We start from the raw sequence: 25,541 nt of genomic DNA on the forward strand, positions 1-25,541 counted from the left end.
ACGGGCTGCTTGCAGACCGACATAACCGAGTGAAGCCGCTGACGCCGTAGGCGTCAACTCCGAGCTGGGGCCCCGCCCGCATAATTTTCATTTTGATTCAAAATCTACTCTAAGGCGAAGCCTTCAACATTTTTTATATTTGGCGTCATCATGACACCAGAAGAAATGGAACAGTTACTCCGCAAGGAAGCGCAAGAACTCGTCAATACCGAGCCGCTTTCAAAGTTAATGCTCGAAGAGCAAGTCCTTAACCGCAAGAACTTTGCGGATATGCTCTGCGTGACCCTCGCCTGTCAGCTCGCCGGTGAAGTCATCGACCGTGCTGAACTCGAGAAAATGTTCAGTGCCATGTACGAAAAGTATCCCAACCTGCTCCTTTGCGCGACAAAGGACTTGCGAGCAACCGTTCTCCGCGACCCGGCCTGCACAAGCCACTTGGAACCGCTCCTTTTGTTCAAGGGCTTCCAGGGATTGCAGGCTTACCGCGTAGCCCACGTTCTGTGGGAAGAACATAGGCATTTCCCGGCAAAGATGCTCCAGAACATCATCAGCCGCAAGTTCGGCATGGACATCCACCCGGCAGCAAAAATTGGCCACGGGCTTTTGATTGACCATGCCACAAACATCGTAATTGGCGAAACAGCGACAGTCGGGAACAACGTAAGCTTTTTGCATGGAGTGACTTTGGGCGGTACCGGTAACGAAATTGGCGACCGTCACCCGAAAGTCGGTAACGGCGTGATGCTCGGCGCCCATGCGCAGTTGCTTGGCAACATCCACATTGGCGATGGCGCAAAAATTGGTGCAGGTGCTGTAGTGCTTCACGATGTCCCCGCTCATACGACGTATGCTGGCGTGCCAGCCGTCCAGGTAGGCCACCCACACGACGAAATGCCAAGCTTCAACATGCAACAGGACTTCACTCGCGACATTTAACGAGGCTTCGCCGCAGTCACTAGTTTATAGCCTAGAAGAGCGAGATCCGTGCAAATGAACAGAGCAGCGAAAATCAAATTTATCGGCGATAAGCTGGACGAGCTGTACCCGAATCCGCCCATTCCGCTAGATTTTACAAGCCCATTCACGCTCCTCGTGGCTGTCGTTTTAAGCGCCCAGTGCACAGACATCCGCGTGAATCAGGTGACCGCGGTTCTCTTTAAAGAAGCAGACACGCCAGCCAAAATGATTAAGCTCGGCGTTGACCGCATTGCCGAAATTATCAAGCCATGCGGTTTCTTTAACACCAAGAGCGTGAACATTTTCAAGCTCTCGCAAGCGCTCGTCGAAAAGTTCAAGGGCGAAGTCCCGCACACGTTCGAGGAACTTGAAAGCCTCCCTGGAGTCGGCCACAAGACGGCGAGCGTCATCATGAGCCACATCTTTAAGCTCCCGGCATTCCCGGTCGATACGCATATCCACCGCCTCGCCGAACGCTGGGGATTAAGCGACGGTTCGAGCGTCGAAAAGACCGAAGCAGATTTAAAAAAAGCTTTTCCCGAAAGCGAATGGGAAAAGCGTCATTTGCAAATCATTTATTTTGGGCGCAACTACTGCAAAGCGCGCGGGCACAAAGATGAAGAATGCCCAATATGCTCTGTCGTGAAAAAGCGCAAGTAACCCTAAAAAAGGAGATTCCCGCTCGGTGGCGGGAATGACAAAGGAGCCGAGTGATGCAGAAACATGCTTGCATGTTTCTATATCCGAGGCGAACATGTCATGCCTCGAAGAGGAATGACAAAGGTGCGCAGAAGCCCTTACCTTCTACGCGATGGTGGCGGAGGGGGCGCATTGCGCGGACCGTGATGGTGTTCTGAACGACGAGAATTCCAGCGGTTGTTTTCATCGTCATTTGAGCTAGAAGCCTGCGGCGGAGGCGGTGTCGGCCGCCTATAATTCGATGGAGGCGGAGGCGTCGGTCGAGCATTGTTCGAAGGAGCCTGAGCGGAGGGCGCCATTCTTCTCAAGCCATTCGGTGCCTGTGGTGCCGGAGGCGCAGGAGGCGGTGCCGACGGTCGCCCATCCCACGACGAACGCGGACGCGGCGGCGGATTATCAAAGCGCCTCGGCGCGGGTCTGTCGTAATGCGGCCTATTATGGCGCGGTGGGCGCGCCGATTCATGAAAGCGACGGTGACGCGGAGGCGGTGCATAGCGATGCGGATGGCGGTAATGCGGGCGGCGATGCACCCAATCGTAATAGAACGGATCCCAGCCCCAGTAAACGAGACCGGCCCCAGTCCAAACGCCATTCACATAACGCAAGCGGAAACTACCGTCCGAAACAACGTAATAGACAACACGCGGGTCGTATTCCGGAACGTACACATATTCTTCGCGAACCGGCTGAATCGACACGTTGTCATCAACCTTCACAGCAATTTTATCATCACTATTCAAATAGCCATTCTTGTGGGCGACCTTGCGCATTCTCTGCACAGCATCCATCACATCGGCTTTTTGCATTTCGACCGCTTCGCCGAGCTGGTTTGCCCACGTCGCATATTTTGCAAGCTTGCGGAGGACATCCGGGAACGGGATAAGCGCAATCACCGACTCATCGTAATCGAGCTCGGCTCGTTCAATTGCAGCCGCCAAATCATCACCCTTCAAATGGCGATTTGCAGTTGCAAACGCAGATGCACTCGGAAGGTCTTCGCCATGCGTTGTCGCATCCAATACGTGCACCAAGAGCGGGTCCGGATAAAGCGCAATCGTCGAAACGAGCGTATCCAGTTCCGAAGGCGTATAGCGCGTCTGGGCGTTCGCCAATCCTGCCAAAAGAAACACCAATGGCAAAACGTATTTTAACGTCTTTTTAAACATAGGAACCTCCTTATCCTTAAAATACATCTTATTAGATGCCGCCGACCACCCCTTGGTTTCAAGATTATCCAAAAACTACTTTTGATTTGCCCAAATCAAGTAATCCTTGAGGCCCTCGATTTGCTTTTTATCCAACTGGAACGATGCTGTCGGATAATCCAGAAGGAGCATATCGTAAAAAACGAATTCATCCAACTTATCCGCTTCAATAACCTTAACGAGTCTTTTCAGTACGTCAACGGAATCTACAAGAGCCTTATCGCCTATAAACGGAAGGAACCCCATCAAGCATTCCCTATACATTGCTTGAGGCATTGAATACTTTTTTGCCTTCGCCTTATACACGGGTTCATAAAACCATGCCGCTTGAACAAATGCATAATACGACCAAATCGAGTCGGCAACAATATTCACATTCCCCGTAACAGAATCCCTGGACATCCTTACCTGCGGGTTAAAAGTCCAATTCTTAATATTCAAGCCATTTAATCCGTAAATTTCCTTGCGCAACGCTTCCAATCGCGGGTTATTGCGATTCAGGACTTTTGCAATAGAAATTTCATCAAGAGCTTTTTCCTTTTGGCCCTTGATTTTATAGACATCGGCAAGCAACCAGTGTGCGAGAAAATCTACATAGTTTGCCTCAATCGCCTTTTTATACCAAAGTTCAGCCTTGTCCCAATTTTCTTCGATCCCGTAAGTCTGACCAATATAGGTTATAGCGCTATACAATTTCGGATCCTCTTGCAAAGCCAGCGTATAGGCATCACGTGCCTTGGCATACTGATGGGACCCAAAATAATTTTCAGCCTTGTCGAGTAATTTTTTAGCCTCGCCCGTAGCCTTAATCGCTTTCACATCATAGCTATCGCCATTTTTCTCACGGTAGACCGGGTAGTTTATCAGCCGGCTTCGATCAGGCACTGGAATTGGTTTATCCAAATACTTTAACGAGTAAAGAGTTTTTGACTCTTTAATGATTTCCATCGCCTCTTGCAAAGGATTTTCATCTTTGGCAAACGAAAGCGCCACAAGCGCACATATTAAAATCAGAATTTTACTTTTCATAGATCCCATTCCTTCTTAGTTTAGTCTACTAAAACAAAATACAAAATAATCACAATAAAACAAAAGACCCCGACGGTTAAGCCGAGGTAATAAGATTCAGTAATAAGTGGTTAGTGATTAGTGGTTAGGAATGTAATAGAAATGTTCTAATTACAATTCCTTCCTACCGCCTACTGTCTACTTCCTACTATTTAATTACTTTGTCGGGTTGAAAGAATCTTTCAATCCCACAGTTCTGTTGAATACGAGGTGACCCGGCTTGGAGTCTTCGCTATCGAGGCAGAAGTAGCCCTGACGCATAAACTGGAAGCGGTCTTCGAGCTTCGCGTCGGCAAGAGCGGGTTCCACCTTCGCTTGCTTAATGACCATGGAATTCGGGTTCAGGTAATCGTGCCAGTCTTCGCCTTCCGGAACCTGAGACGGATCTTCGAGCGTGAACAAGTTATCGATGAGGCGCACTTCGGCATCCACAGCGTGTGCAGCAGAGACCCAGTGGATCGTGCCCTTGACCTTGCGGCCATCCGGAGATTCGCCACCCTTGCTCTGCGGGTCATAGACGCAGTGGATTACCTTGACCTTGCCGTCTGCATCCTTTTCGACGCTCTTGCAAGTGACAAAGTAAGCGCCCTTGAGGCGGACTTCGCCTTCCGGCTTCAAGCGGAAGTACTTCTTCGGCGGTTCTTCCATAAAGTCGTCAGCTTCGATGTAGAGTTCACCGCTGAACGGCACCTTGCGGGTTCCTGCGTTCGGGTCATTCGGGTTGTTCTCGACTTCGATCATTTCGACCTTGCCCGCTTCCCAGTTGTCAATCACGAGCTTGACCGGATCAATCACGGCCATCACGCGGTTAGCGGTCTGGTTCAATTCTTCGCGGATGCAGAAGTAAAGGAGGTTCACATCGACCATGGAGTCGGCCTTGGAAACACCGATGCGGCTGCAGAACTCGCGGATGGAACTCGGGGTAAAGCCACGGCGGCGGAAACCGCAAACGGTCGGCATACGCGGGTCGTTCCAGCCAAGCACAGCCTTTGTCTGCACAAGTTCGAGGAGCTTCCTCTTACTCATCATCGTGTACGTGAGGTTCAAGCGAGCAAATTCAATCTGCTGCGGACGGTTCTGCAAACCAAGTTCAATGAGGAACCAGTCATAAAGCGGACGGTGGGCTTCGAACTCGAGCGTGCAGATGGAGTGCGTGATGCCTTCGATCCAGTCGCTGATCGGGTGGGCAAAGTCGTACATCGGGTAGATGCACCACTTGTCGCCAGTGCGATGGTGCGTGCAATGCTTGATGCGGTAGATGACCGGGTCGCGCATGTTCATGTTCGGGCTTGCGAGGTCAACCTTGGCACGGAGGCACTTTTCACCGTCGGCGTACTTGCCGTCGCGCATTTCGTGGAAGAGCTTCATGTTCTCTTCGACGCTGCGGTCGCGGTAGGGGCTCGGGCGGGAGGGCTTGCCAGCATCGTTGCCGCGGTATTCCTGCATTTCGTCGCGAGTCAAATCTTCGACGTAAGCCTTGCCCATTTCAATCATCTTTTCGGCAAAGGCGTAAATCTGGTCGTAGTAGTCGCTTGCGAAAAATTCTTCTTTCCATTCAAAGCCGAGCCACTTCACGTCTTCGCGGATGGAATCGACGTATTCCACATCTTCCTTGGTCGGGTTCGTGTCGTCGAAGCGGAGGTTCGTAAAGCCGCCGAACTTCTTGGCAGTGCCGAAGTTCAAGCAGATGGACTTGGCGTGGCCAATGTGAATGTAGCCGTTCGGTTCGGGCGGGAAACGCGTCAACACGTGATCGCGCTTGCCGGTCTGGAGGTCGTTAACGATAATGTCCTGAATAAAATTCGAAGATTCGGGGATTTCCATAACAGGGTCCTTTTAAAATTTTACGAGGGAAATTTAGAAAATAGAAAATAGACGAGAGACGTGAGACGTGAGGAAATAGTGGCAATATAAGGTTATTGAACTTAGGGCTTAGACTGAACAATCTTTGACAAGCATTTCTATTTTTACGCTAGAATGGCAAATATTGGATATAGTTTTTTAATGGTACTGGCGGCATTTCTGTGGGGTTCCACATTTGTCGCTCAAATCGAAGGGAACGACGTCGGCCCGTTCGCTTTCGTGTGCATGCGAAATTTCATCGCCACAGGAGTCCTTTTCGGACTGGCGAAGGTATTGGACAAATTCAACAAAAGTCCTAGAAAACCGAAAACTAAAGAAGAAAACAGAGCTCTCTGGAAAGCAGGACTTTTCTGCGGGCTTACGCTTTTCTTTGCAATGAACTTGCAACAGACAGGGCTTTTTCTCGGATGTTCAGCCGGGAAGGCTGGGTTCCTGACCGCGTGCTACATTATTTTCGTTCCGATTCTAAGCACATTTTTTGGCAAGAAGATTTCCCCAAAGATTTGGCTCTGCGTCGCCATTACAGTCGTAGGGCTATACCTGCTCTGCATCAAAGAAGATTTTACCATCCAGCCATCCGATATTATTCTGTTGCTTTGCGCGCTCGCCTTTGCGGCACACATTCTCGTCGTCGGAAAGTACGGCCCTTACATGGACAATGTGAGACTTTCGGCAATACAGTTTCTAGTGGTGGCGTCGCTTTCCATTTTCCCGATGTTTTTCGTGGACTTGAAAGGAAATTTTGCGGGGTTTGGCTCGGTGATAGACGTCTATTCGCAATTCAAGCCGTGGATTCCGCTTTTGTACGCGGCCATCCTTTCGAGCGGTGTGGCGTTCACATTGCAAATTATCGCGCAAAACAAATTAAGGCCCACCATAGCATCGCTATTGATGAGCCTTGAATCTGTATTTTCCGTGATTTCTGGATGGGTGATGCTCGGTGAGCGATTCACCCTTCAAGAAGCAATCGGATGCGTGCTAATGTTCACTGCCGTCATCCTTGCGCAAGTCAATATAAAACGCAGATAGCCATTCGTTTTTACAAGACTTTACTGGATGGGGCAAAGCCCCAACTCTTCGGCTCGGTTATAAAAATGAGTATACTCATTTTTGCAACACTCGCCTTCTGAGTTGTCTTCACTGCGTTCAGGATGACGCGGAAACGGCATTAGTCTTCTTTCTTGGCACGCTTTTTGATCATCACGAGCGTACCGAAGGTCAGCACAAAACCGAACAATAGCGAAAGTATTGCGCTACGGGTAAAGCCTGCGATAATGTAGGTGACAAATGAAATCGCAGCCACAATAAGCACATACGGGATTTGCGTATTGACGTGATTCACGTGATTGCATTCTGCACCCGCACTTGCCATAATCGTCGTATCCGAAATCGGAGAGCTGTGGTCTCCGCAAACGGCACCCGCCATGCAAGCCGAAATCGAGATAACCATAAGGCTGTAATCCACACCGCCAAAAGCCGCCACGACAATCGGGATAAGGATACCGAACGTGCCCCAAGAAGTTCCCGTTGCAAAAGCGAGGAATGCCGCAATCACAAAGATAATCGCAGGCATAAAGTTCATGAATCCTGCGGCACTGCCCTTCACTAGGCCTGCCACAAATTCCTTTGCACCAAGCGCATCCGTCGTGCCCTTAAGCGTCCAAGCCAAAGCCAAAATCAAAATTGCAGGAACCATCGCCTTAAAGCCATCCGGCAAGCAAGCCATGCAGTGACCGAAGCGCAATACGCGACGACTCATATAGAAACAAACGGTAAAGACAAACGCGCCAAACGAGCCAATTGCAAGACCGACAGACGCATCACTAGAAGCAAAAGCATCGACAAAGCCCTTAGCCGCATCGCCTGACGCAAAATAGCCACCCGTATAAATCATGCCCAGCACACAGAACACAATCAAAGATGCAATCGGCATCACAAGATCCAAAACTCTGCCTTTCGTTGATGTAAAATTCAAGTCTTCCAAATTCCCGCCAACAGCGTTTGTATGCATTTCATGCTTTTTCATCGGACCGATATTCACGTTCCAAATGACAACCAAGAACAACGTAAGAATTGTCAAAAGAGCATAAAAGTTAAACGGAATTGCCTTGATGAAAAGCGTAAGGCCATCCTCGCCTTCCACGAATCCCGAAACTGCAGCAGCCCAGGAGCTGATGGGTGCGATAATGCAAATCGGAGCCGCGGTAGAGTCAATCAAATACGCGAGTTTTTCATGGCTCACCTTGAAGCGGTCTGTTACCGGGCGCATCACGCTACCGACAGTAAGGCAGTTGAAATAGTCATCGATAAAAATCAGGATTCCAAAGCAAATCGTCGCAATTTGCGCACCGACTTTTGACTTGATATGCGTTTTAGCCCAGTTGCCAAATGCGGCTGAACCACCCGCCCTATTCATGAGAGCGACCATTGCACCCAACATAACAAGGAATATGAGAATGCCCACGTTATAAGGGTCTGCAACTTTCGCAATCAAGCCATTCTTGAAAACGGCATCGAAGAATCCCGAGCCTGTTCCTTGGCAAAGAAGAAGTCCACCGACAATGACGCCCACAAAAAGCGACGAGTAAACTTCTTTACTGACAAGGGCGAGAATAATCGCGACAAGAGCCGGCACGAGAGCCCAGAAAGTTCCATAAGCCATTATTGTATTTGTGGCCTGTTCCATAAATTACTTTTCCTCTGGTTTTAAGGATTTGAGCGGATTTTTAATTCCTGCATTTTCCAATTTTTGCAAAACTTCAATAGCGTAATCAATCGCATCCAAGGAATGCGAACTCGCGTACATTCTCAAGTCAGAAAGTGCATAGATAGCCCTCTGGTTATTCATTTTTTTTTCCGACATAAAATTCTCCTTTGCATTTTTCAAAAAAATACCTAAAAAATCTAATTATTGCACGAAAATAAAATTGCATTTTTCGTCAAAAAAAGTCTCTAACTACAACAAGACCCTGTAAGGCTCCTCCTAATGGAGGATGACAGCTTTCCTCCCTAACCACTAGCCACTAACCACTTCCTACTGTCTACTTCCTACTGTCTACCGCCTATTTCCTACTTAATTATCTATATTATAAGCGGGGTGCCTGCACACAATACGCGGGCTGAGATTATACCCCTTGAACTTGGTTCGTAATTGAACAAAAGGAACGAATATGTCTGAATCCAACGGCTTTTTCAAGCCTTTTCCGCAGTCTCGCAAGATTTATGTCCCCGGTAAGATTTTCCCGGATTTGAAAGTCGCCATGCGCGAAATTTCGCTCGACGACCCGAAATGCCCAGTGCTCCCTGTTTACGATACGAGTGGCGCTTATGGCGACCCCGACAAGACAATTGATGTAAAGAAAGGACTTGAACGCATTCGTGAACCGTGGATCCGCGAACGCTTGGAAAAAGACGGCGCCCACAAGACTCAGATGCAGTACGCCCGCGAAGGCGTCATCACTCGCGAAATGGAATACGTTGCCATCCGCGAAAACCAGAAGATGGACGAAATTTTTGGCAGCAACGGTGATGCCATCACGCCGGAATTCGTGCGCAAGGAACTCGCCGAAGGCCGCGCCATCATCCCTGCCAACGTGAACCACCCGGAATGCGAACCGATGATTATCGGACGTAACTTCCTCACGAAAATCAACTCCAACATCGGAAACTCTTCTGTCGCTTCTTCTATTGAACAGGAAGTCGAAAAGATGGTTTGGTCCGTGCGCTGGGGTGCAGATACGGTGATGGACCTCTCGACCGGCAAGGACATCCACGAAACGCGCGAATGGATTTTGCGCAACAGCCCAGTACCTATAGGAACGGTGCCGATGTACCAGGCACTCGAAAAGGTGAACGGCATCGCTGACGACCTCACGTGGGAAGTGTTCCGCGATACGCTTATTGAACAGGCCGAACAGGGCGTCGACTACTTTACGATCCACGCAGGACTTTTACTCAAGTACATTCCGTTTGCACTCGAACGCACGACAGGCATCGTGAGCCGTGGCGGTTCTATCATCGCCCGCTGGTGCATGGTCCACAAGCAAGAGAACTTCCTCTACACGCACTTCGACGAAATCTGCGACATTCTCGCTAAGTACGACGTTTGCGTTTCTTTGGGCGATGGGCTGCGTCCGGGTTCCATTGCAGATGCAAACGACATGGCACAGTTCTCCGAACTCGATACGCTCGGCGAACTCACCGAAATCGCATGGAAGAAGGGCGTTCAGGTCATCATTGAAGGTCCGGGTCACGTGCCGATGCACAAGATTCGCGAAAACATGGACCGCCAGATTGAAATGTGCCACAACGCACCGTTCTACACGCTTGGCCCTCTCACCACAGATATTGCTCCGGGTTACGACCACATCACGTCTGCTATCGGTGCTGCAATGATAGGCTGGTTCGGTACCGCCATGCTCTGCTACGTGACGCCGAAGGAACACTTGGGCCTCCCAGACAAGAATGACGTGCGTGAAGGCGTGGTGACGTACAAGCTCGCCGCCCATGCAGCTGACCTTGCCAAGGGCCACTTTGCAGCACACTTCCGCGATGACGCGCTTTCGCGCGCCCGTTTCAGCTTCCGCTGGAACGACCAGTTCGCGCTTTCGCTCGACCCGGAACGCGCCGTAGAATTCCACGACGAAACGCTCCCGGGCAATGGCGCGAAGTCCTCGCACTTCTGCTCGATGTGCGGTCCGAAGTTCTGCTCAATGCGCATTTCTAAAGACATTCAGGAATACGTAAAGACCGGCAAGCTCGACCCAAACAGCGACCCGCTGAAGTAAACTGAAACTCACCAAACCACTCGAGAGAATTGGAGGAGTCCATGGAAAACGGAAAGAAAATTCTTAACGACTTCGTAAAGAGCAAATTCGCCGACCAGAATGAACTGAAGAAGGCTTTGTTCCAAGCAGGCGTTGCAGCGCTTGACGAAGGCTGGACGTTCATGGACGCCACATTCCAGCTCGGTGGCAAAGCTCGCGACGAGGGGCTCTCGGCAGATGATGTCGAGAAGATTTTGCGCAACGCCTTCTCCGAAGAAAAGCGCCGTACCGAACGCGAAGCCGAACAAAAGGCAGCTGCTCAAGCAGCAGCGCAACCCGCACAAGCTCCACAGGCTCAAGCCGCCCAGGCACAGCCGGGCATGGCTCCGGGCTACGCTACGATGGGTCCAACAGTCATCTCACCGCTTTCGGCAACGATGATGCAACAGATGATTGCACTCGGTCTCGACAACCAGTCTCTTGAGCTGTTGCAGAACTTCAAGATTGACCCTGAAGCGCTCTCGATTCCATGGCCCGCTCCAGACTGGCGCAAAGACTTTGCAAAGCTCTTGGCGGCTACGTTCAAACCCGACGAGACTGTTGAATTCAAGATTTCGAACACGCCATCGGGTTCTCGCGAAATCGTCTCGAAGATTATCGCGCAAGACGAAGCGCTCAAGAAAATCATGAAGCAGCTCGACGGTCCGGACGGAGCGCTCCTCACGATTAACGCAGTGAAAGGCGGCGCCGACGCTACCGACGAAAGCTGGCATTACCGTTACGTTGTCGTAGACAACCCAAAGATGACGCTCGCGAAGCAGCTCGCTTACTACAAGGCCTTGAATCTCCCCTGCGCCGCCCTTGTAAACACGGGCGCAAACTCCGTGCAGGCCTGGATCAAGATCGAAGCGCACGACCAGGAAGAATACAAGGAACGTGTTGACTTCCTTTTCCAGACGCTTGAATCGCAGGGTTTCAAAGTCGATGACGGCAACCGCAATCCAAACCAGATGGTCCGCATGCCAGGCGTGCTCCGCAACGGCAAGCAGCAGTACCTCATCGCTTTGGAACAAGGTGCCAAGAACTTCACGGAATGGCGCGAATGGGCGGAATACTCACTTGACGGAAAGCCGCTTGTAGAACTTGCTAGCGATAGCGAAGAAGCCCCGAAAAAAGACCCCTGCATTATCGAGAACGTACTCCGCGCGGGTGAATTTTTCTTGTTCACAGCTCCGCCGAAAAGCGGAAAGTCTCTTGCACTTATGGACATGGCACTTTCCATCTGCCACGGCGAAGACTGGCTCGGCAACACGACAAACGAAAACGACGTTCTGTACATCAACTTGGAACTCACCAAGTCCGTGTTCTTGAACCGTCTCTTTTTGCTTGGCGAAAAACGCAACCTTGAACCCAACACGCTCAAATTCGGTTTCCTGAATCTCCGCGGCTCAGCGCTTACTCCGCTTGAAATCGCACAGCTCATTGCAAAGCGCATTCAAGGCGCCAAGAAGCTCGAAAATCACGATTACAAGGTCGTCGTAATAGACCCGATTTCAGCCGTTTTGCACAACCCGAAATCTTCAAGACTCAGCGGTTCCCCGCACCAGATTCTGATGCAGATGGTCGATTCGATTATCGCTCTCACGGGTTGCGCCGTTGTCACGTCCACAAACATTGGCGAATACCCCTACCTTGAATCGCGTGCCGACAGTGTCATTTCACTCACGCCGGTTGAAGGTAGCCTAAACACGTACCAAATTAAGGGCTCGTTCCGCGAATTCCCGAAGACTCTCGCCCGCGAATGCTCCTGGATTTATCCTAGATTTGTAGTTTAAACATTCAACACGATTATAAAGATGTACAAACAGAACAATCGCTTTCCACGCCGCTCCGAAGGCAGCATTGCCCGTAACACCATGGGCAACAGAATCGGCAAACCCCTCGCCGGAGGCAAGTTCCACGCTTCCAGAAAATCCGATGTCCGCAAGGACGATGAACTCGAAGAAAAGAAGGCAAAGGCCGAAAAGCCAGTTGTCCGTAAAATTCTTTCGTTCGACGACATCAAGACCCAAGTTGCCGCATGGATGGAAAACGACCGCATTCCGGGAAAGTTGCAAGCCTGGTTCACCGCTGATGCAACTCCTGAGAATTCCGACTGGAGAATTATCAAGGAATACCACGGCGCCCAGGAAAACCTGGTCATTGACGCACCGTCCCGCGACATGAAGCCGATTGAGCTCGTGAAGCGCGTCCTGGAGCAGCTCCACAAGGAACATTTGCGCATCTTCAAAAAGGCATTGCGCCAAATCTGGTTCCGCGCCACAGGCGACGGCCGCTTTGCGCTTCTCGTACAAGTGAATGTCAAAGGCAAGATTTCGGCACACGGCTACAAGACATTCGTCGACTTTATCGAACGCAACTGCCCCGAAGTTATCAGTTGCCACCAGATCCAGTGCTTACCGGACCGTCTCTTCGACCCCGCCGATGCACAGGGCATGAAGGTCGAATCCAAATGCTCCTTCGGCAGCAGCTTTATGCCAATTGCCTCAACCGGCTTTAGCATGCACGTTCTCGACTGGACGCCGCGCATCAAGGATGCATGGTTAAACCTCCCCGTACGCATCAAGGACGCCATCCACCCGAATCGCGAAGACCGTTTCTTTGAATTCTGCTCCGGATCCTCTTACGTTTCGGCATCGCTCGCCCCATTCTTCAAGCAAGTCGAATCGCTCGACTGCCGCGAAGTGGCCATGCAGTCTTCCAAGCTGAACATCCGTAACCTTGTTACGCAGAACATGCGCTTCCACCGCAGCCACCTGGACGCCAACTTCGTCTCGAAATTCTTCTCGAAGAGCGATAACGCCGAAGGCCGCTGGACGTTCTACCTGAACCTGGGCATAAACGACAATCTCACCTCGGAAATGATTCTCACGCTCGCCGGTTCTCGCCCCGAACGCATCCTCCTCCAGACCGGGAACCTCGAAACAGCCTCCAAGGCCATCAAGGCTTTCCGTAACGAGGGCTACATGCTCCGCAAGAACATCCCGCTCTACATGGAACCGGGCCGCGGCACTTTTGAAATTCTCTTCTTGTTCGTGCCGGATAGAGTTGGCATTTTGGGTCAAAACCCCGCCCTTGCACATCGTTCCCGCAATATCCAGCGTCCGAAAGAACGCCCCATGCGCTCGAATTCGTCGGATATTCCGCATTTTGTGCAAAAAACGCCCACTTTTAAGCAAAGAAAAGATTAAATTATTTAACAAATACCAAAATTTTTGCTTAGGGAATAGTATGCGATTTTTAAAATGTGCTTCGATCTGTCTTGGTCTTTCGGCTCTGATTGCATCTGCCTATGTGGTAAAAAAAGGCGATACCCTCTGGGACTTGAGTGCCGAATTTTTAAACGATCCGTTCGCTTGGCCGGACCTGTGGGAAAATAACAGGCACATCGAAGACCCGCACTGGATTTACCCGGGAGACTCCATCTATTTAGGCGATGGAGTCAATGAAGGTTACCGCCTCCCGAAAACGAGACCGTGCGAAGCGGCTGTCGCCGATTCCAACTTGCCCAAGGGCATCACCTCCGTCGGCTGTGACGAACGTGACGCCCGCAACGGCGATTTCGAGAACATGCTCGGAAACCTCCGCGACAAGGACAAGAAGCACAAGAAGAAAAAGGCTGCGGACACCTACCTTTATAAAAAGCGCCCAGCTCCGAAGATTTTCAACGGCTACTACCAGATTCTTGCCCCCGAAATCTACACGCTCGATTCCATCAAGAAGGACCAGCGTTTCTTCTCCATCCGCTCCGGAGAAAAGAAAGAACCGATTATCCATATCCCAGAATCCGAAGTTATCGTAGGCATTGGCCGTAAGACAGATGCAAGCCTCAAGAAAGGCGACCTCGTCGAAATTCTGGATGCACGCGCAATTGAAGTGCCAACGCAAAAAGGCAAGAGCTTTGACAACTATGCATTGGTAAGACTCACGGGATATGCAAAGATTACCGCTATTGGCGACACGCTTTCTAGAGCGAAGATTGTCCAAAGCTTTAGGGAAATCAAGATGGACCATGCCAAGGCGCGTCTAAAACAACCGCTCAATGTTCTGAACGTAACTGGCTACACAGCCGTTCCTGAAGCAAAGCTTGAAGAAATGGCTATGATCCGCTACACGATGGACCCGATGCTCATCATCGGCGCATACGCCTACATAATGGTGGACAAAGGTGCAAAGCAAGGGTACAATACCGGGGATGCCATCGCAATTTGGGAAGAAGACAAGTCCGATGCAGGCCTCCCTCCGAGACTTCTTGGACGCGGCATCATCTCCAGAGCTTCCGATAACGAATCCACGGTTCTTGTTCGCGAAGTCTATTCGAACAGCCGTCGCATTGAAGTTGGAAACAAGGTATCCATAACTCATCAGGCAAACTTGGCTCAGTGACAAAGAACTTATTAATTATAATAGGCATCGCTATTTCAATTCTAGCCATACTCATGGCTGGGAGTGTCCTGATACTCAATTTTCCTGAACTGTCGGCGCATATTCCATTTTAAGGATGGACGCCAATGAGGATATCTCGTAGCAATTTACTCTTTCTTTCCTTTTTCGCAGGAGGAATTGTCTTACCGACGGCAATTCTTTCGTTCTTGAGTGTGAGAAACATCCAGAACGAGGCGTTCCTTGCGCAAAAGAACTATAACGAAAGCGTTGCTACATTCCGCGAACAGTGCGAATCGACAATCAGCAAGGAACAGAGCAAGATATTCCAGGAAGTCAAGTCAGCATCGCTGTACCTTTACGAACAACCGCACAGCCTGCTCGACTTCGGAAACGCTACACAGTTCAAGACGGTGAACGGCATCGAGGCAATGTTCCTGTACAACAACGGGACTCTCATCTACCCCGACATTTCGTCAAAGCATTTCTCGAAAACATCGGACTATTCCAACAGCATCGCAAGCCAGTTCGAAAGGATGCTGTTCCGCGAAGATGTCACATCCGCCATGCCGCAGCCGGTAAGCCTCTCCAAGTCGGCCCGCCAACTGCGTTTTTCGTTTGAATCCATCGACGACCAGATCCAGAATATCCTTGGACTCATACGCATAGCCTACAAGACCAAGGACTACGACGAAGCACTTCGCCTTTTGAACATTCTCGAAGAGCACCCGCACCAGCAGGGCTACCTCCACTCGGACCTTACGCGTTCGGTGAACCTTTTGCACTTTGAAATTCTTGTAGCGCAAAAGAAGCACAAAGAAGCCGAAGACTACACAATTGCGGTCTTAAACCAGTTTTTGCAAAGCGAAAACATCGAGAACCTCCCTTCGGCAAAGTTCTTTTTCGAAACGGCATTCACACAAATCCTCTCCTTTGAAAACTTAAGCCAGGAAAAGCGCGAAGCGTTCTGGAACCTGCGCGAGAACTTCAACCGACAACTTGGCTACATGGACATATTCTTCAACAACAAGGATATCGTCCAATCGCTATTGAACAGGGAAACAACGTCTAAGAGCGGCATCGACATCATGAGCGACAACAAGTCGACGTTCATCAAGATGAGCTACCCGATTCTCTCGGGCGACCAGGTGGTGCTTGCCAAGGTAAACATCGATGAATACCGCGAGCGCATGCGCTCCAAGCTCAAAACATCCGCTCAAGGCTGGAAGGGGATTCCTTACTCCATCACCGAAGGTTCAGACAAAGCACTTATTCTAGGCCATGTTTCAGACAGTTCCGCCGTACTCGCGCAAGTGACTTTGGACAAAGTTATCGCCTGGAACTTAACCTTGTACGAAAAGGGCTTAAGCGAAATCAAGAACGAGACACGCAAGCGCATGTTCCTCATGTACGGGCTTTTGTCTTTCTCGCTCATTACCGTGCTGCTCGGTTCCGTCGTGATGTTTAGATTCCTTACGCAAGAACACAAGCTACTCGCCATGAAGGCAAACTTCCTTTCGAGCGTTTCGCATGAGCTCAAGACACCGCTCACCTCCATCAAGATGTTTGCCGAAATGATGGCCCGCGGACGCGTACAGAAAGTCGAAAAAGTGCAGGAATATTCAGGACTTATCGGCAAAGAAGCAACCCGCCTTGAAAACCTCATTGGCGCCATTTTGAACTACACGCGCATGGAACACGGCAAGGGCGGTTTCCACTGGGAAAAGCTCGACTTTTCGGCCTGCGTGCAGAAGGTCTTTGATAACGTAGAAGACATTGGCGTCGAAAAAGGCCTGATGTTCCATACAAAAATTGAGCCGAACCTATTCGTCATTGGCGATTACACCGCTCTTTACAGCTTAGTACAAAACCTTATCGAAAACGCAATTAAATACACAAACGCTCCAGGCGACATCACGATAACCGTTTCTCCAGACGAAGATAGAATCGTTTTCTCCGTGGCAGATACGGGTATAGGCATTCCATCGTCAGAGCAAAAAAATATATTTAATGATTTTTATAGAGTCGGTGACGAGATGACGCGCAGCACAAAAGGTTCCGGCCTAGGTCTTGCCATTGTAAAACGCGTAGCCGAGACCCACAAGGCGACCATTTCTCTCACCAGCAAACCCGGCAAAGGCTCCACCTTTACCGTAAGATTCAAAAAGGCAGAATGATTATGCAGCAACACAGAATTCTCATTGTTGAAGACGAAGAAATCATCCGGCTAGGGCTCCAGGACAACTTTGAGCTCGAAAACTATGAAGTCGAAACGGCTTGTGACGGCGAAGAAGCAATCGCCAAGACAGACTCGTTCCAACCGCACCTGATTTTGCTGGACGTGATGCTTCCGAAGAAGAGCGGTTTTGAAGTCTGCCGCCTCATTCGCAAGAAGCACCCGGAATGCATCATCATCATGCTCACGGCAAAAACCGAAGAAACGAGCAAAGTCGCAGGACTTGACATGGGCGCCGACGACTACGTGACAAAGCCGTTCTCGATTCTGGAACTTTTGGCACGCGTAAAAGCGTTCCTCCGCCGTATTGACTTGCAGTCGCAAGCAAGCCCGACAAAGCAGCTTGCCTCCGTCGATGCCATTGATTTTGCCGACATTCATTTGGACTTCAAAAAATTCGTCGCCACAAAGGCAGGTGTTCCGCTTGAACTTTCCACAAGAGAATTCCAGATTCTCAAGTACTTCTGGCAGCGCCGCGGCGAAGTCGTCTTGCGCGAAGACTTGCTGCAAGACCTTTGGGGATACACGCCCGACAACATGCCCTCCACGCGAACGATTGACAACCATATCGTGAATCTGAGACGTAAACTCGAGGACGACCAGGCGAATCCGAAAATCATCCTTTCAATCCGTGGAGCAGGCTACAAGTTCGATGCTTAACCTTTGGCGAAAAGAAAACGTTTTCAAGGCGTGGGTTCTTGCAATCCTCGCCCTCTGTTCGCTGTTTTCAAGCCAAGCTTTGGCAAGCAAGATGGCCTCGCAACTCCAAGAAGCGATTTACCTCTTCGAAATGAAGGGCGAAGTTGACGAATCCATTCGACTGCTCGAAAAAATCTCGCGTCATGGCGATGACGATGACAAGGAATCTGCGTTTTTCTATCTCGGGAAAATCTACGAACTAGCAAGCAACAAGGCTCAGGCGAACCATTTCTACAGCCGAAGCCAGGCTTTCACCAAGACGACAAGCAAAGCCTACTGGCTTGCCAAACGTGACGCGGCCACCAACTTTGCACCAGAAAGGCTTCTACAAAAAGTCATCCCACTCCGTAGCCCAATCCGCAAGTTCTTTGACGGTAAAACAGCCAATATCCTTTTCGAAAATGGGCACATCGCCAAAATCGAAAGCGGGATGGTTATAGAAATCGCCTCAAAATTAAACGAAAGCGATCATCTGCTACACATCGGATCCGATGGGATGTGGTACCAAAATTCCGCACGCGATTCCGTTTTTTACAAGCCCCATAACGCTCCCAATCAAGTAACCTCTTTTGAAATCAAGGACGTTTCGCAGTTCACTGCCATAAACGGAATTGCAATAGCGGTCTCCAAAAAGGACTTCTACATTCTAGACCGCAAAGGATCCATCAGCAAGGGGGACACAGATTACTCGTCGTGCCAGTTGCAAAATGACCAGATGATTAACGACAACTTTATTTTCAACTGCACCGACAATGCGCTTCACTTCGTATCGGCAAGCTCAGCTACGGAAAGCCAGATTATCGCCCAATACGATGCTATTCAAAAGATATTCATATTCAAGAACAAAGTCTTCCTTGTCTCTGGAAACGAGCTTTTCTGCTATACATTGCAGAATCCCCAAACGCCCCTCTGGAAGACTGCAGTCGGAAACATAGAAAGCATCCAGGCCTTTGACAACAACATCGTCGCGCTCGAAGCGTCCGGGAAAATAAGCCTTTACGAAAACGATACCGGAAAAATTCTTGCGAGCGTCCGCGCCAATGCGTCAAACATCTACACATTAGCCCAGGGCACACTCGGACTTTTTTCGAACGAAGGTTCAGTCATCACCGTCGATACATTGCTCCGCCCGCTTTGGGGATTCAACTTGGCGAAATCGCCCATGATGCGACCGATTGTCAAAAGACGGTTCATCTACGTTCCCTTTGACAACAAGAGAATTTACGCCATTGACGCCCACTATTACGGTCAGCGCCCGCTATACTCCAGTAAGCTTGCCTCACAAGCGGTTCACATGGCAAAGCGTAAACTTTGGGACAACATAAACCCAATTCTCGATTCCATCATCAAGAATGAACCGGGCAATGCCGAAGCGCACTTTCTCAAGGCGTTCAACTTAGAACAACAAAACGTTTCAGAGAAGGACCGCCAAAAGGCATGGGCCGAAGCGGTAAGGCTTTCAACAGGTAGCCCGCAAATTGCGCGCATCGTCTTGAAATATTATAGCAGGGTCATTGGCGCAAACTTTGCAAGCCAGCTTATCGTATCGCCCAAGACTATGTACCCGCAGCTCCTGGGTTCCAAAAAGAACCTGTATACGGTGGACCCCGCCACAGAACAGCTTATCTGCATCAACACCGAAAACGGCAAGCAGCGCTGGAGCAAGTACATCGGAAAAATCGGAAACGCCCCAGTCATCCAGTCCGATGAAAATTCAATTGTCATCTCGACCGGCTACCAGATGACCATCTACGACATGAACAAGGACTCATTCAACAAACCCTTGCTACTCCCCGGAAAAGCGTTCAACTTCACTTTAACAAACGACTACATTTACGCTTCCACATGGAATGGATTTTTGCTCAAGATTTCACGCGCAAACAATACCACCGTCTGGTCTCGTAAAGTGTATTCCATGCCGTTCCATATCGTAAAGCTTACGCGCAGTCTACAGCTTTGCAATCTCGATGGCGAACTGATGCGCATCAACGACGACAACGGGCTAACCATCGATTATACGACAAACAAAGTGCCAGACAACATCATCGCCATGGACGGGATAGACTCTACACTTGCACTTGCCACAAGCACAAACAAACTATTCCTGCAGAACACAAAGCGCAAGGACTTTAGCCCGATACAAGTGCTTACGGAAAGTCCAATCATCTCGATGCAAGTTTTCAGAGATCAAGGCGAAAATAAAATAATCATTTCGCTTTCGGGCCAGTCAATTCTACTCTATTCAAACATCGGCACGCCGCTCTGGAAATTCCAAGGGAAAAAATCTACATTCTCAAAACCATTTATCTACGATGGCAAGGCTTGGATAGACCAAGGTGACGAACTCATCGCCATTTCAATCAAGACCGGCAAAGTGGTAAAAACATTTAACACGCCCGGTGGCGCAGGGACCCCGTTTATCTTAAACCATACCCTATTTAGCGCTTCCCCAAAACGCGTTCTCTACAGTTTTCCGCTATAAAAGTCCCCCTTTTGCTATTGGTAAACTAAATTTTAGTGGTCATTTTTAGAAAAACTCACTAAATTTATCCAATCATTTTTTGGCAAAGAAATCATGAGCGTCCATTTCAAGAAACTCACCCTTTTGAGCATCCTCACCATGGCTGTTGCGTCTATGGTATCAGGTTGCAAAGACGATGTTTCCAAGACGCCAAAAACTTCGATATCTGACTACCCGCGTAACGAGACTCTCTATATCGGCGGTTTTGACTGGGCACCGCCCACGACATTTAATCCGCTTGACCTGGACCCAAACTTTCCTTCTGACGGCAATATCCGCCTGATGTACGAATCTCTGCTAGCATACAACCAGCTCACAGGAAAACTGGACCCGATGCTTGCGGATTCATATACCCAGACAGACTCGACCATCACCGTACATCTGGACATACAGGCTAAATGGAACAACGGAGAACCCGTTACTCCAGAAGACGTCATTTACACATTCAAGATTGACTCCATTCTCCCGACGGCGCACCGCAACAACTGGAAACACATCAAGTCGCTTTCCGCCGACAGCGAAAACCACATCACGTTCCATCTCGCCGCGAATAGGAATCCGCTCATGGTCCTGAACGCCATTGCCGAGACCTCAATACTCCCCAAGTCCGTATTCGAGCCATTGCTCAAGTCCGCTAAAACCGGCAAGAGCTACAACATGGAGAAGATTCTCGAATTCAAGAACGAGAACAAGCCAGTAGCTTCAGGACCTTATATTTTAAAGAACTATGCACCAGACCAAATCGTATTGGAACGCACCGAAAACTACTGGCGCACAAGCAAATACAATGGCAAAAAGCCCGCTCCAAAATACATCATCCACCCCATCTATAACGGGAACGACAACTTCAACAATGCAATGGTCAAAGGCAACCTGGACGTGTCCTCCATCTATTTGCCTAGAATTTGGGAAAAAACAAAGGACAGCATCCGCGCCTGGAGCCGCGAAGAGCCCTACCAGCTTCCATCCACAATTACCGTTCTCGTAATCGCGACACAAAAAGAACCTTTCAACAACGTAAGTTTCCGCCGCGCTCTCGCACACGCCATAGACTTCGAGAAAATCAAGGCACGCGCTGTTTCGAACTACACCCCGACCATGCAGCCCGGATTTATCCTCCCGTTTGGCATAGAGAAAAAATTCTTCAATAAAGAGGACGCCGACGAGTTCGGCTACAGCTACAATACAGAAAAAGCTCGCGAAATACTCTCGGAAGCAGGCTACTCCTGGAACGAAGAAGGCAAGCTCCTCGACAAGAAGAAGAAACCAGTCCGAAGTATTACCATCGAATGCCCGCAAGGCTGGAACGACTGGATAGAAGCCATCAATGTTGTCGTGGAATCGTTTGCAGAAATCGGCATTACAGCAACGCCAAGCATCGTGGACTACGGGGCCTGGGACTCAAACATGCGCAGAGGTACATTTGACCTATCCATGAAGACGCCGCCCTCGGAACACTCCATCGCGAACCCATGGAACAGATTCTACCAAATGCTAAGCAGCACCACTATCAAGCCCATTGGCGAAGACGCATTTGCAAATCAGGGACGCTTCCAGGACAGCGAAATAAACCAGCTTCTATTAGACATCCCGACCATAACGGACGAAGATTCTCTAGTAGACGCTTACAGGGGTCTGAACAGACGATTCATGCAAACCATGCCTGTAATCCCAGTAATGTACAGACCGGCGACCTTCTACCAGTTTTCAACCAAACACTGGACGAATTTTCCGACAGCCGAAAATCCGTACGCTCCACCAGGCAACCTCGTTGTTGCGGCAGGAGTGAGCGCATTGTGGGAAATTAAACCTGTCCAACCGCAGGATAATCAATAAAGAAGTTTCTTTTTCTCCGTAAAAAAATTATCTTTAGCAGACCAATTCAAGGAGTATATCGTGGGAAAATTACGTTTTGTTTTGCCTAATACTTTCACAAGCCTGAACTTTTTGCTCGGTGTATTTTCCATTTGCTGGACAACCGGAGCTTTTGGTTCGTTTAGTACGGCAGACCAAATCCGCATGGGTGCATACTTTGTCATGCTGAGTGCTCTTTTCGACAAGCTTGACGGCTTTGCCGCACGCCTCGTGAACGCCAGTTCCGAATTCGGAGCCCAGTTCGACAGCCTCGCCGACTTGGTAGCTTTCGGCCTTGCACCGGCATTCTGCTTTTTCTTCACCTACAAGATTTATGCACCGGACTGGTTCCAGAACCACGGTCTCCTGATGACCATCGCACTTGCCATTTACGTGCTCTGCGCCGCCATGCGCCTTGCCAAGTATAATGCTTGCGATTCTGACACGTATCATCATCACTTCTCCGGCCTTCCCTCTACTTTCGCCGGCATGGTCAACGCAACTCTCATCGTGTTCCTCATGACCAAGGGCGTTTTTGCAGACTCGAATACCTTCCTCTTCTGGCTTCCGATCATCGTGTTTGTCGCCACGGGTTTCTTGATGGTAAGCCCGCTGTTCCTCCCGAAGCTCCAGCCACGCAAGAACAAGGCATTCAACATTTTCCAGATTGTCTTGATTTTACTCACCTACGTTGCCGGCCTCCTCTTCTATAACCCGAAGGTTCCGTTCATTCTTGAATACCTGCTCATTCTCGGAGCAAGCTATATGCTGATCGGTTTCGGTGTGGGCCTCGCCTACCGCAAGCAGATTATTGAAGAAGCGATGAAGAGTAAGCAGTAAGCGGTGGTTAGTGGTTAGTGGTTAGTCATTAGTCATTGGTTATTAGAAAAGAGTCATGCCCGCCGCGAGCGGGCATTTTTTGCGTTCTAACGCGATACAAAGCGTTCCAAGAATTCTGCGAACGAACGACCATAGCGGTCAAACAGCTGTTCGAGCGACATGCGCGGGAGTTCAAGCGTCACGCATTCCAGGTTGCGTTCACCGCACCACGTCCCGAAGCTCCCCGGCGTCTTGTACCCAATGTCCGGCAACCAAGGCAAGTTAAATGCCTCCATCACGCCTTCGACAAGCGTTGTCTTTTGCGGGGCATCAACGCAGCCCATTGGGGCATGCATCGCAAGTACGCTTGCAGGCTTCAGCTTTTCAATTAACGCAACAAGCGTTTGCGTTTCCGGTTCGCTTTCTGCAAATGCGCCCGGCGACAAAAGCGTATCGCGAGGTGCTTCGAGAATCGAGCGCGAACCGACCTTTTCTGTCGAGAAGTTCTGCGTCTTGAAATTGCGGTTCAAGTCCACGCCATTGGCGTTCCCGCGCGTTCCAAGAGCGACACCATCCGGATTGGCGCACAAAATAAATGCAACAGAATCAAAAGACTCGTCAAAAGCACGGAGCACACGGCTCAGGAGGAACGTCGTCTCTGATTCTTCGCCATGAATCCCCGCCATTACAAGCAACTTGCATTCGTTCTTGCACGGGTAGTACAGCAGCGGAGCGCCCAGCACAGAGCGTCCATATTCAAGAGAAGGCAACCGGATAATACCACGAGAATCTGGAGAATAGTTCATAGTAAATAGTTGGCAGAACTTAGTTGGCAGAGCTTAGAGAGAAGAGTTATGTTCTAAGATCTAAGTTCTAAGAGCGAAGCGAGCTAAGTTCTAAATAAAGTAAGGATAAATATATTCCTCCGCGAGCTGCGGGAGATTCGCTAGTACAGCGCGTTTGCATTCCATGTCCGAGCGCTCATAGATGCTCCGCAGCGTATCCAGCGAGAAATGTTCCAAGTGCTTACGCGATGTCGGCAAGTGCGCAATGTGCCAGCCTTCAGGCTTGATTTTCCCGCGTCCGGGAATGAACACACGACTAAAGCCAAACGAAGAACCAGCCTCCATACGGGAAGTCAAAAACGCATGGAACTTCGCAAACATGCCACTGCACTCCGCAGGCGTAAGCTGAACCTCGTAGCCCTCCGGGCACGCCGCTCCATCGACCACGTCGATGTCCGTCCCCAGATGGTGACGGCTCGCCCCCGGCAATGCCGACCATGTGAGAATCGCATACATCAGCTCTTCTTCGTCTTTCGGGCGTTCCATCGGCTCGCCCTTTTCATTCAAGAGCTTGAGTTCGCCACGAGCCTTGCGGTTCCAAATCGAAAGTTGCTTTTCGAACGAGCGGTACGCCGATTCAATGCGCAGTTCAAAACCGTTCGCCTTGGCTTCGTTTGACAAAGCACGCAAGTCATCCACAATTTCGCGGTCTACAAAGTATCCCGGCTGGAATTCCACCAAGTCAGGCGTTCCAAGACCGTAGGGCAACAAATCCAGAGACAACAAGTCCGTCATTGAATCGTCCCTCCCATTTTTTCAATCAAGTCTTTCCACTGTTGCACCGTCGTTTTCTTCTTGGGCTTCGACTTTTTACCCAAAAGCGACTGCGCCAACGGAGCCGGGTTCGCATGAGTCCACGCAATCGCAAGCGCATCCGAAGCATCGAGCGGAAGGTCACCCCCTACAATTCCCAAATGCGCAAAAATCATATTCGCCACATGTTCCTTCGAGGCCGCACCATTGCCTGTCACGGCCTGCTTCACGACTTTTGGCGGGTATTCCTCGTACGTCATTCCGCGACGGTGGCACGCCACAAGAATCGCCCCACGGATATGCCCGAGCACGAGCGCACTTTTCACATTCTTGGCAAAGAACACGCCTTCCATCGCAAGCGCATCCGGGTGGTAATGGTCCAGGCGTTTTTCCAGTTCCGTTACGATATGCACAAGCCTGTCCTCGAGGTTTTTAGAGGCATTCGCATGAAACGTGCCATATTCCAGCACCTGAATCTGGTTGCCAGTCTTTTTTAAAAATGCGTACCCGGTCGTAATCGATCCCGGGTCAATACCAAGAATAACCATATTTCAAAAAATAGATAAAGATGGGCTTATCGCCAAAAGCTTATGAAAAATTCAAGAATGAACTTCATGCGGGCGGGGCCCCAGCTCGGAGTTGCGAAGGCCGCACGGGCCCCTCCCTGCACCCTCCCCATCCTTGGCCGACGCTTTTATTCGTTCAACGAAGTATACTCTTCCTATTTAATTCAATATCACACTTACACCTTTAATAATATCCTTCCTAAATAAGACCTGATTTTTATCACTAAGTATGCATGAAAGACTAAAG

Annotated in this window: 20 protein-coding genes; 12 read left to right on the top strand and 8 right to left on the bottom strand. The window is 49.9% G+C overall.

Annotation, left to right across the window (positions count from 1 at the left end; genetic code table 11):
- The first annotated feature begins 150 nt into the window (after positions 1 to 150).
- On the top strand, positions 151 to 936 hold the full coding sequence (gene cysE / locus B3A20_RS11035) for a serine O-acetyltransferase (RefSeq protein WP_290764719.1): 786 nt from the start codon (positions 151 to 153) through the stop codon (positions 934 to 936).
- A gap of 54 nt (positions 937 to 990) precedes the next feature.
- Positions 991 to 1,617, top strand: a complete 627-nt coding sequence (gene nth, locus B3A20_RS11040) for an endonuclease III (protein ID WP_290764722.1) — start codon at positions 991 to 993, stop codon at positions 1,615 to 1,617.
- A gap of 137 nt (positions 1,618 to 1,754) precedes the next feature.
- On the opposite strand, the gene B3A20_RS11045 is transcribed toward nth, so the two are convergent.
- The 3 genes from B3A20_RS11045 to B3A20_RS11055 form a co-directional block, all read right to left on the bottom strand.
- Positions 1,755 to 2,822, bottom strand: coding sequence for a DUF3300 domain-containing protein (locus B3A20_RS11045; RefSeq protein ID WP_290764724.1), 1,068 nt, complete (start codon positions 2,820 to 2,822; stop codon positions 1,755 to 1,757).
- Between the two features lie 75 nt (positions 2,823 to 2,897).
- Entirely contained in the window at positions 2,898 to 3,890 is a 993-nt protein-coding gene (locus tag B3A20_RS11050) for a tetratricopeptide repeat protein (RefSeq protein WP_290764726.1), read from the bottom strand.
- Between the two features lie 195 nt (positions 3,891 to 4,085).
- Entirely contained in the window at positions 4,086 to 5,753 is a 1,668-nt protein-coding gene (locus tag B3A20_RS11055; RefSeq protein ID WP_290764727.1) for a glutamine--tRNA ligase/YqeY domain fusion protein, read from the bottom strand.
- Positions 5,754 to 5,933: 180 nt separating this feature from the next.
- Between B3A20_RS11055 and B3A20_RS11060 the strand changes: the two genes are divergently transcribed.
- Complete coding sequence (locus tag B3A20_RS11060) at positions 5,934 to 6,821, top strand: DMT family transporter (protein ID WP_290764728.1); 888 nt, start codon at positions 5,934 to 5,936, stop codon at positions 6,819 to 6,821.
- A 139-nt stretch (positions 6,822 to 6,960) separates the two neighbouring features.
- Here the strand turns inward: B3A20_RS11060 and B3A20_RS11065 are convergent, their stop codons facing one another.
- Both B3A20_RS11065 and B3A20_RS11070 read right to left on the bottom strand, forming a co-directional pair.
- Positions 6,961 to 8,478: a Na+/H+ antiporter NhaC family protein gene (locus B3A20_RS11065; RefSeq protein WP_290764729.1), complete on the bottom strand. Its 1,518-nt coding sequence runs from the start codon at positions 8,476 to 8,478 to the stop codon at positions 6,961 to 6,963.
- A gap of 3 nt (positions 8,479 to 8,481) precedes the next feature.
- Positions 8,482 to 8,655, bottom strand: coding sequence for a hypothetical protein (locus B3A20_RS11070; RefSeq protein WP_290764731.1), 174 nt, complete (start codon positions 8,653 to 8,655; stop codon positions 8,482 to 8,484).
- A 307-nt stretch (positions 8,656 to 8,962) separates the two neighbouring features.
- Between B3A20_RS11070 and thiC the strand changes: the two genes are divergently transcribed.
- From thiC to B3A20_RS11115, 9 genes are all read left to right on the top strand, one after another.
- Positions 8,963 to 10,579 (top strand): phosphomethylpyrimidine synthase ThiC, encoded by a 1,617-nt coding sequence (thiC, locus tag B3A20_RS11075; protein ID WP_290764733.1) that lies wholly within the window; start codon positions 8,963 to 8,965, stop codon positions 10,577 to 10,579.
- A gap of 41 nt (positions 10,580 to 10,620) precedes the next feature.
- The gene (locus B3A20_RS11080) at positions 10,621 to 12,393 is read left to right on the top strand and encodes an AAA family ATPase (protein WP_290764735.1); all 1,773 of its coding nucleotides are present in this window, start codon (positions 10,621 to 10,623) and stop codon (positions 12,391 to 12,393) included.
- A gap of 21 nt (positions 12,394 to 12,414) precedes the next feature.
- Entirely contained in the window at positions 12,415 to 13,809 is a 1,395-nt protein-coding gene (locus tag B3A20_RS11085; RefSeq protein WP_290764738.1) for a hypothetical protein, read from the top strand.
- A gap of 40 nt (positions 13,810 to 13,849) precedes the next feature.
- Positions 13,850 to 15,004 (top strand): LysM peptidoglycan-binding domain-containing protein, encoded by a 1,155-nt coding sequence (locus B3A20_RS11090; protein WP_290764740.1) that lies wholly within the window; start codon positions 13,850 to 13,852, stop codon positions 15,002 to 15,004.
- Between the two features lie 212 nt (positions 15,005 to 15,216).
- Positions 15,217 to 17,178, top strand: a complete 1,962-nt coding sequence (locus tag B3A20_RS11095) for a sensor histidine kinase (RefSeq protein WP_290764742.1) — start codon at positions 15,217 to 15,219, stop codon at positions 17,176 to 17,178.
- 2 nt (positions 17,179 to 17,180) lie between these two features.
- A complete protein-coding gene (locus B3A20_RS11100) occupies positions 17,181 to 17,897 on the top strand; it encodes a response regulator transcription factor (RefSeq protein ID WP_349680077.1) in 717 nt (238 codons plus the stop codon).
- Positions 17,890 to 20,418: a hypothetical protein gene (locus B3A20_RS11105; protein WP_290764746.1), complete on the top strand. Its 2,529-nt coding sequence runs from the start codon at positions 17,890 to 17,892 to the stop codon at positions 20,416 to 20,418. Before B3A20_RS11100 ends, B3A20_RS11105 begins: the two co-directional genes overlap by 8 nt.
- 93 nt (positions 20,419 to 20,511) lie before the next feature.
- Positions 20,512 to 22,293 carry an ABC transporter substrate-binding protein gene (locus B3A20_RS11110; protein ID WP_290764748.1) on the top strand — a complete coding sequence of 594 codons (1,782 nt, stop codon included), beginning with the start codon at positions 20,512 to 20,514 and terminating at the stop codon, positions 22,291 to 22,293.
- A 60-nt stretch (positions 22,294 to 22,353) separates the two neighbouring features.
- Positions 22,354 to 23,151 carry a CDP-alcohol phosphatidyltransferase family protein gene (locus B3A20_RS11115; RefSeq protein ID WP_290764751.1) on the top strand — a complete coding sequence of 266 codons (798 nt, stop codon included), beginning with the start codon at positions 22,354 to 22,356 and terminating at the stop codon, positions 23,149 to 23,151.
- A gap of 86 nt (positions 23,152 to 23,237) precedes the next feature.
- On the opposite strand, the gene mpaA is transcribed toward B3A20_RS11115, so the two are convergent.
- The 3 genes from mpaA to ruvC form a co-directional block, all read right to left on the bottom strand.
- Positions 23,238 to 23,936 carry a murein tripeptide amidase MpaA gene (gene mpaA, locus B3A20_RS11120; RefSeq protein ID WP_290764752.1) on the bottom strand — a complete coding sequence of 233 codons (699 nt, stop codon included), beginning with the start codon at positions 23,934 to 23,936 and terminating at the stop codon, positions 23,238 to 23,240.
- Positions 23,937 to 24,026: 90 nt separating this feature from the next.
- Positions 24,027 to 24,710 carry a M15 family metallopeptidase gene (locus tag B3A20_RS11125; protein ID WP_290764754.1) on the bottom strand — a complete coding sequence of 228 codons (684 nt, stop codon included), beginning with the start codon at positions 24,708 to 24,710 and terminating at the stop codon, positions 24,027 to 24,029.
- Positions 24,707 to 25,276 carry a crossover junction endodeoxyribonuclease RuvC gene (gene ruvC, locus B3A20_RS11130; RefSeq protein WP_290764756.1) on the bottom strand — a complete coding sequence of 190 codons (570 nt, stop codon included), beginning with the start codon at positions 25,274 to 25,276 and terminating at the stop codon, positions 24,707 to 24,709. The genes B3A20_RS11125 and ruvC overlap by 4 nt, the downstream gene beginning before the upstream one ends.
- Positions 25,277 to 25,541 lie beyond the last annotated feature (265 nt).

It is taken from the genome of Fibrobacter sp. UBA4297 (assembly GCF_002394865.1).
In the GTDB taxonomy this organism is placed as follows: Bacteria; Fibrobacterota; Fibrobacteria; order Fibrobacterales; family Fibrobacteraceae; genus Fibrobacter.

Coding starts and splice junctions, on each gene's coding strand:
- B3A20_RS11100 (WP_349680077.1), top strand. CDS start 17,181: ATGCAGCAACACAGAATTCTCATTGTTGAAGACGAAGAAATCATCCGG.
- ruvC (WP_290764756.1), bottom strand. CDS start 25,276: ATGGTTATTCTTGGTATTGACCCGGGATCGATTACGACCGGGTACGCA.
- B3A20_RS11105 (WP_290764746.1), top strand. CDS start 17,890: ATGCTTAACCTTTGGCGAAAAGAAAACGTTTTCAAGGCGTGGGTTCTT.
- B3A20_RS11125 (WP_290764754.1), bottom strand. CDS start 24,710: ATGACGGACTTGTTGTCTCTGGATTTGTTGCCCTACGGTCTTGGAACG.
- B3A20_RS11055 (WP_290764727.1), bottom strand. CDS start 5,753: ATGGAAATCCCCGAATCTTCGAATTTTATTCAGGACATTATCGTTAAC.
- B3A20_RS11085 (WP_290764738.1), top strand. CDS start 12,415: ATGTACAAACAGAACAATCGCTTTCCACGCCGCTCCGAAGGCAGCATT.
- B3A20_RS11065 (WP_290764729.1), bottom strand. CDS start 8,478: ATGGAACAGGCCACAAATACAATAATGGCTTATGGAACTTTCTGGGCT.
- B3A20_RS11045 (WP_290764724.1), bottom strand. CDS start 2,822: ATGTTTAAAAAGACGTTAAAATACGTTTTGCCATTGGTGTTTCTTTTG.
- cysE (WP_290764719.1), top strand. CDS start 151: ATGACACCAGAAGAAATGGAACAGTTACTCCGCAAGGAAGCGCAAGAA.
- B3A20_RS11110 (WP_290764748.1), top strand. CDS start 20,512: ATGAGCGTCCATTTCAAGAAACTCACCCTTTTGAGCATCCTCACCATG.
- B3A20_RS11060 (WP_290764728.1), top strand. CDS start 5,934: ATGGTACTGGCGGCATTTCTGTGGGGTTCCACATTTGTCGCTCAAATC.
- mpaA (WP_290764752.1), bottom strand. CDS start 23,936: ATGAACTATTCTCCAGATTCTCGTGGTATTATCCGGTTGCCTTCTCTT.
- thiC (WP_290764733.1), top strand. CDS start 8,963: ATGTCTGAATCCAACGGCTTTTTCAAGCCTTTTCCGCAGTCTCGCAAG.
- nth (WP_290764722.1), top strand. CDS start 991: ATGAACAGAGCAGCGAAAATCAAATTTATCGGCGATAAGCTGGACGAG.
- B3A20_RS11050 (WP_290764726.1), bottom strand. CDS start 3,890: ATGAAAAGTAAAATTCTGATTTTAATATGTGCGCTTGTGGCGCTTTCG.
- B3A20_RS11070 (WP_290764731.1), bottom strand. CDS start 8,655: ATGTCGGAAAAAAAAATGAATAACCAGAGGGCTATCTATGCACTTTCT.
- B3A20_RS11080 (WP_290764735.1), top strand. CDS start 10,621: ATGGAAAACGGAAAGAAAATTCTTAACGACTTCGTAAAGAGCAAATTC.
- B3A20_RS11090 (WP_290764740.1), top strand. CDS start 13,850: ATGCGATTTTTAAAATGTGCTTCGATCTGTCTTGGTCTTTCGGCTCTG.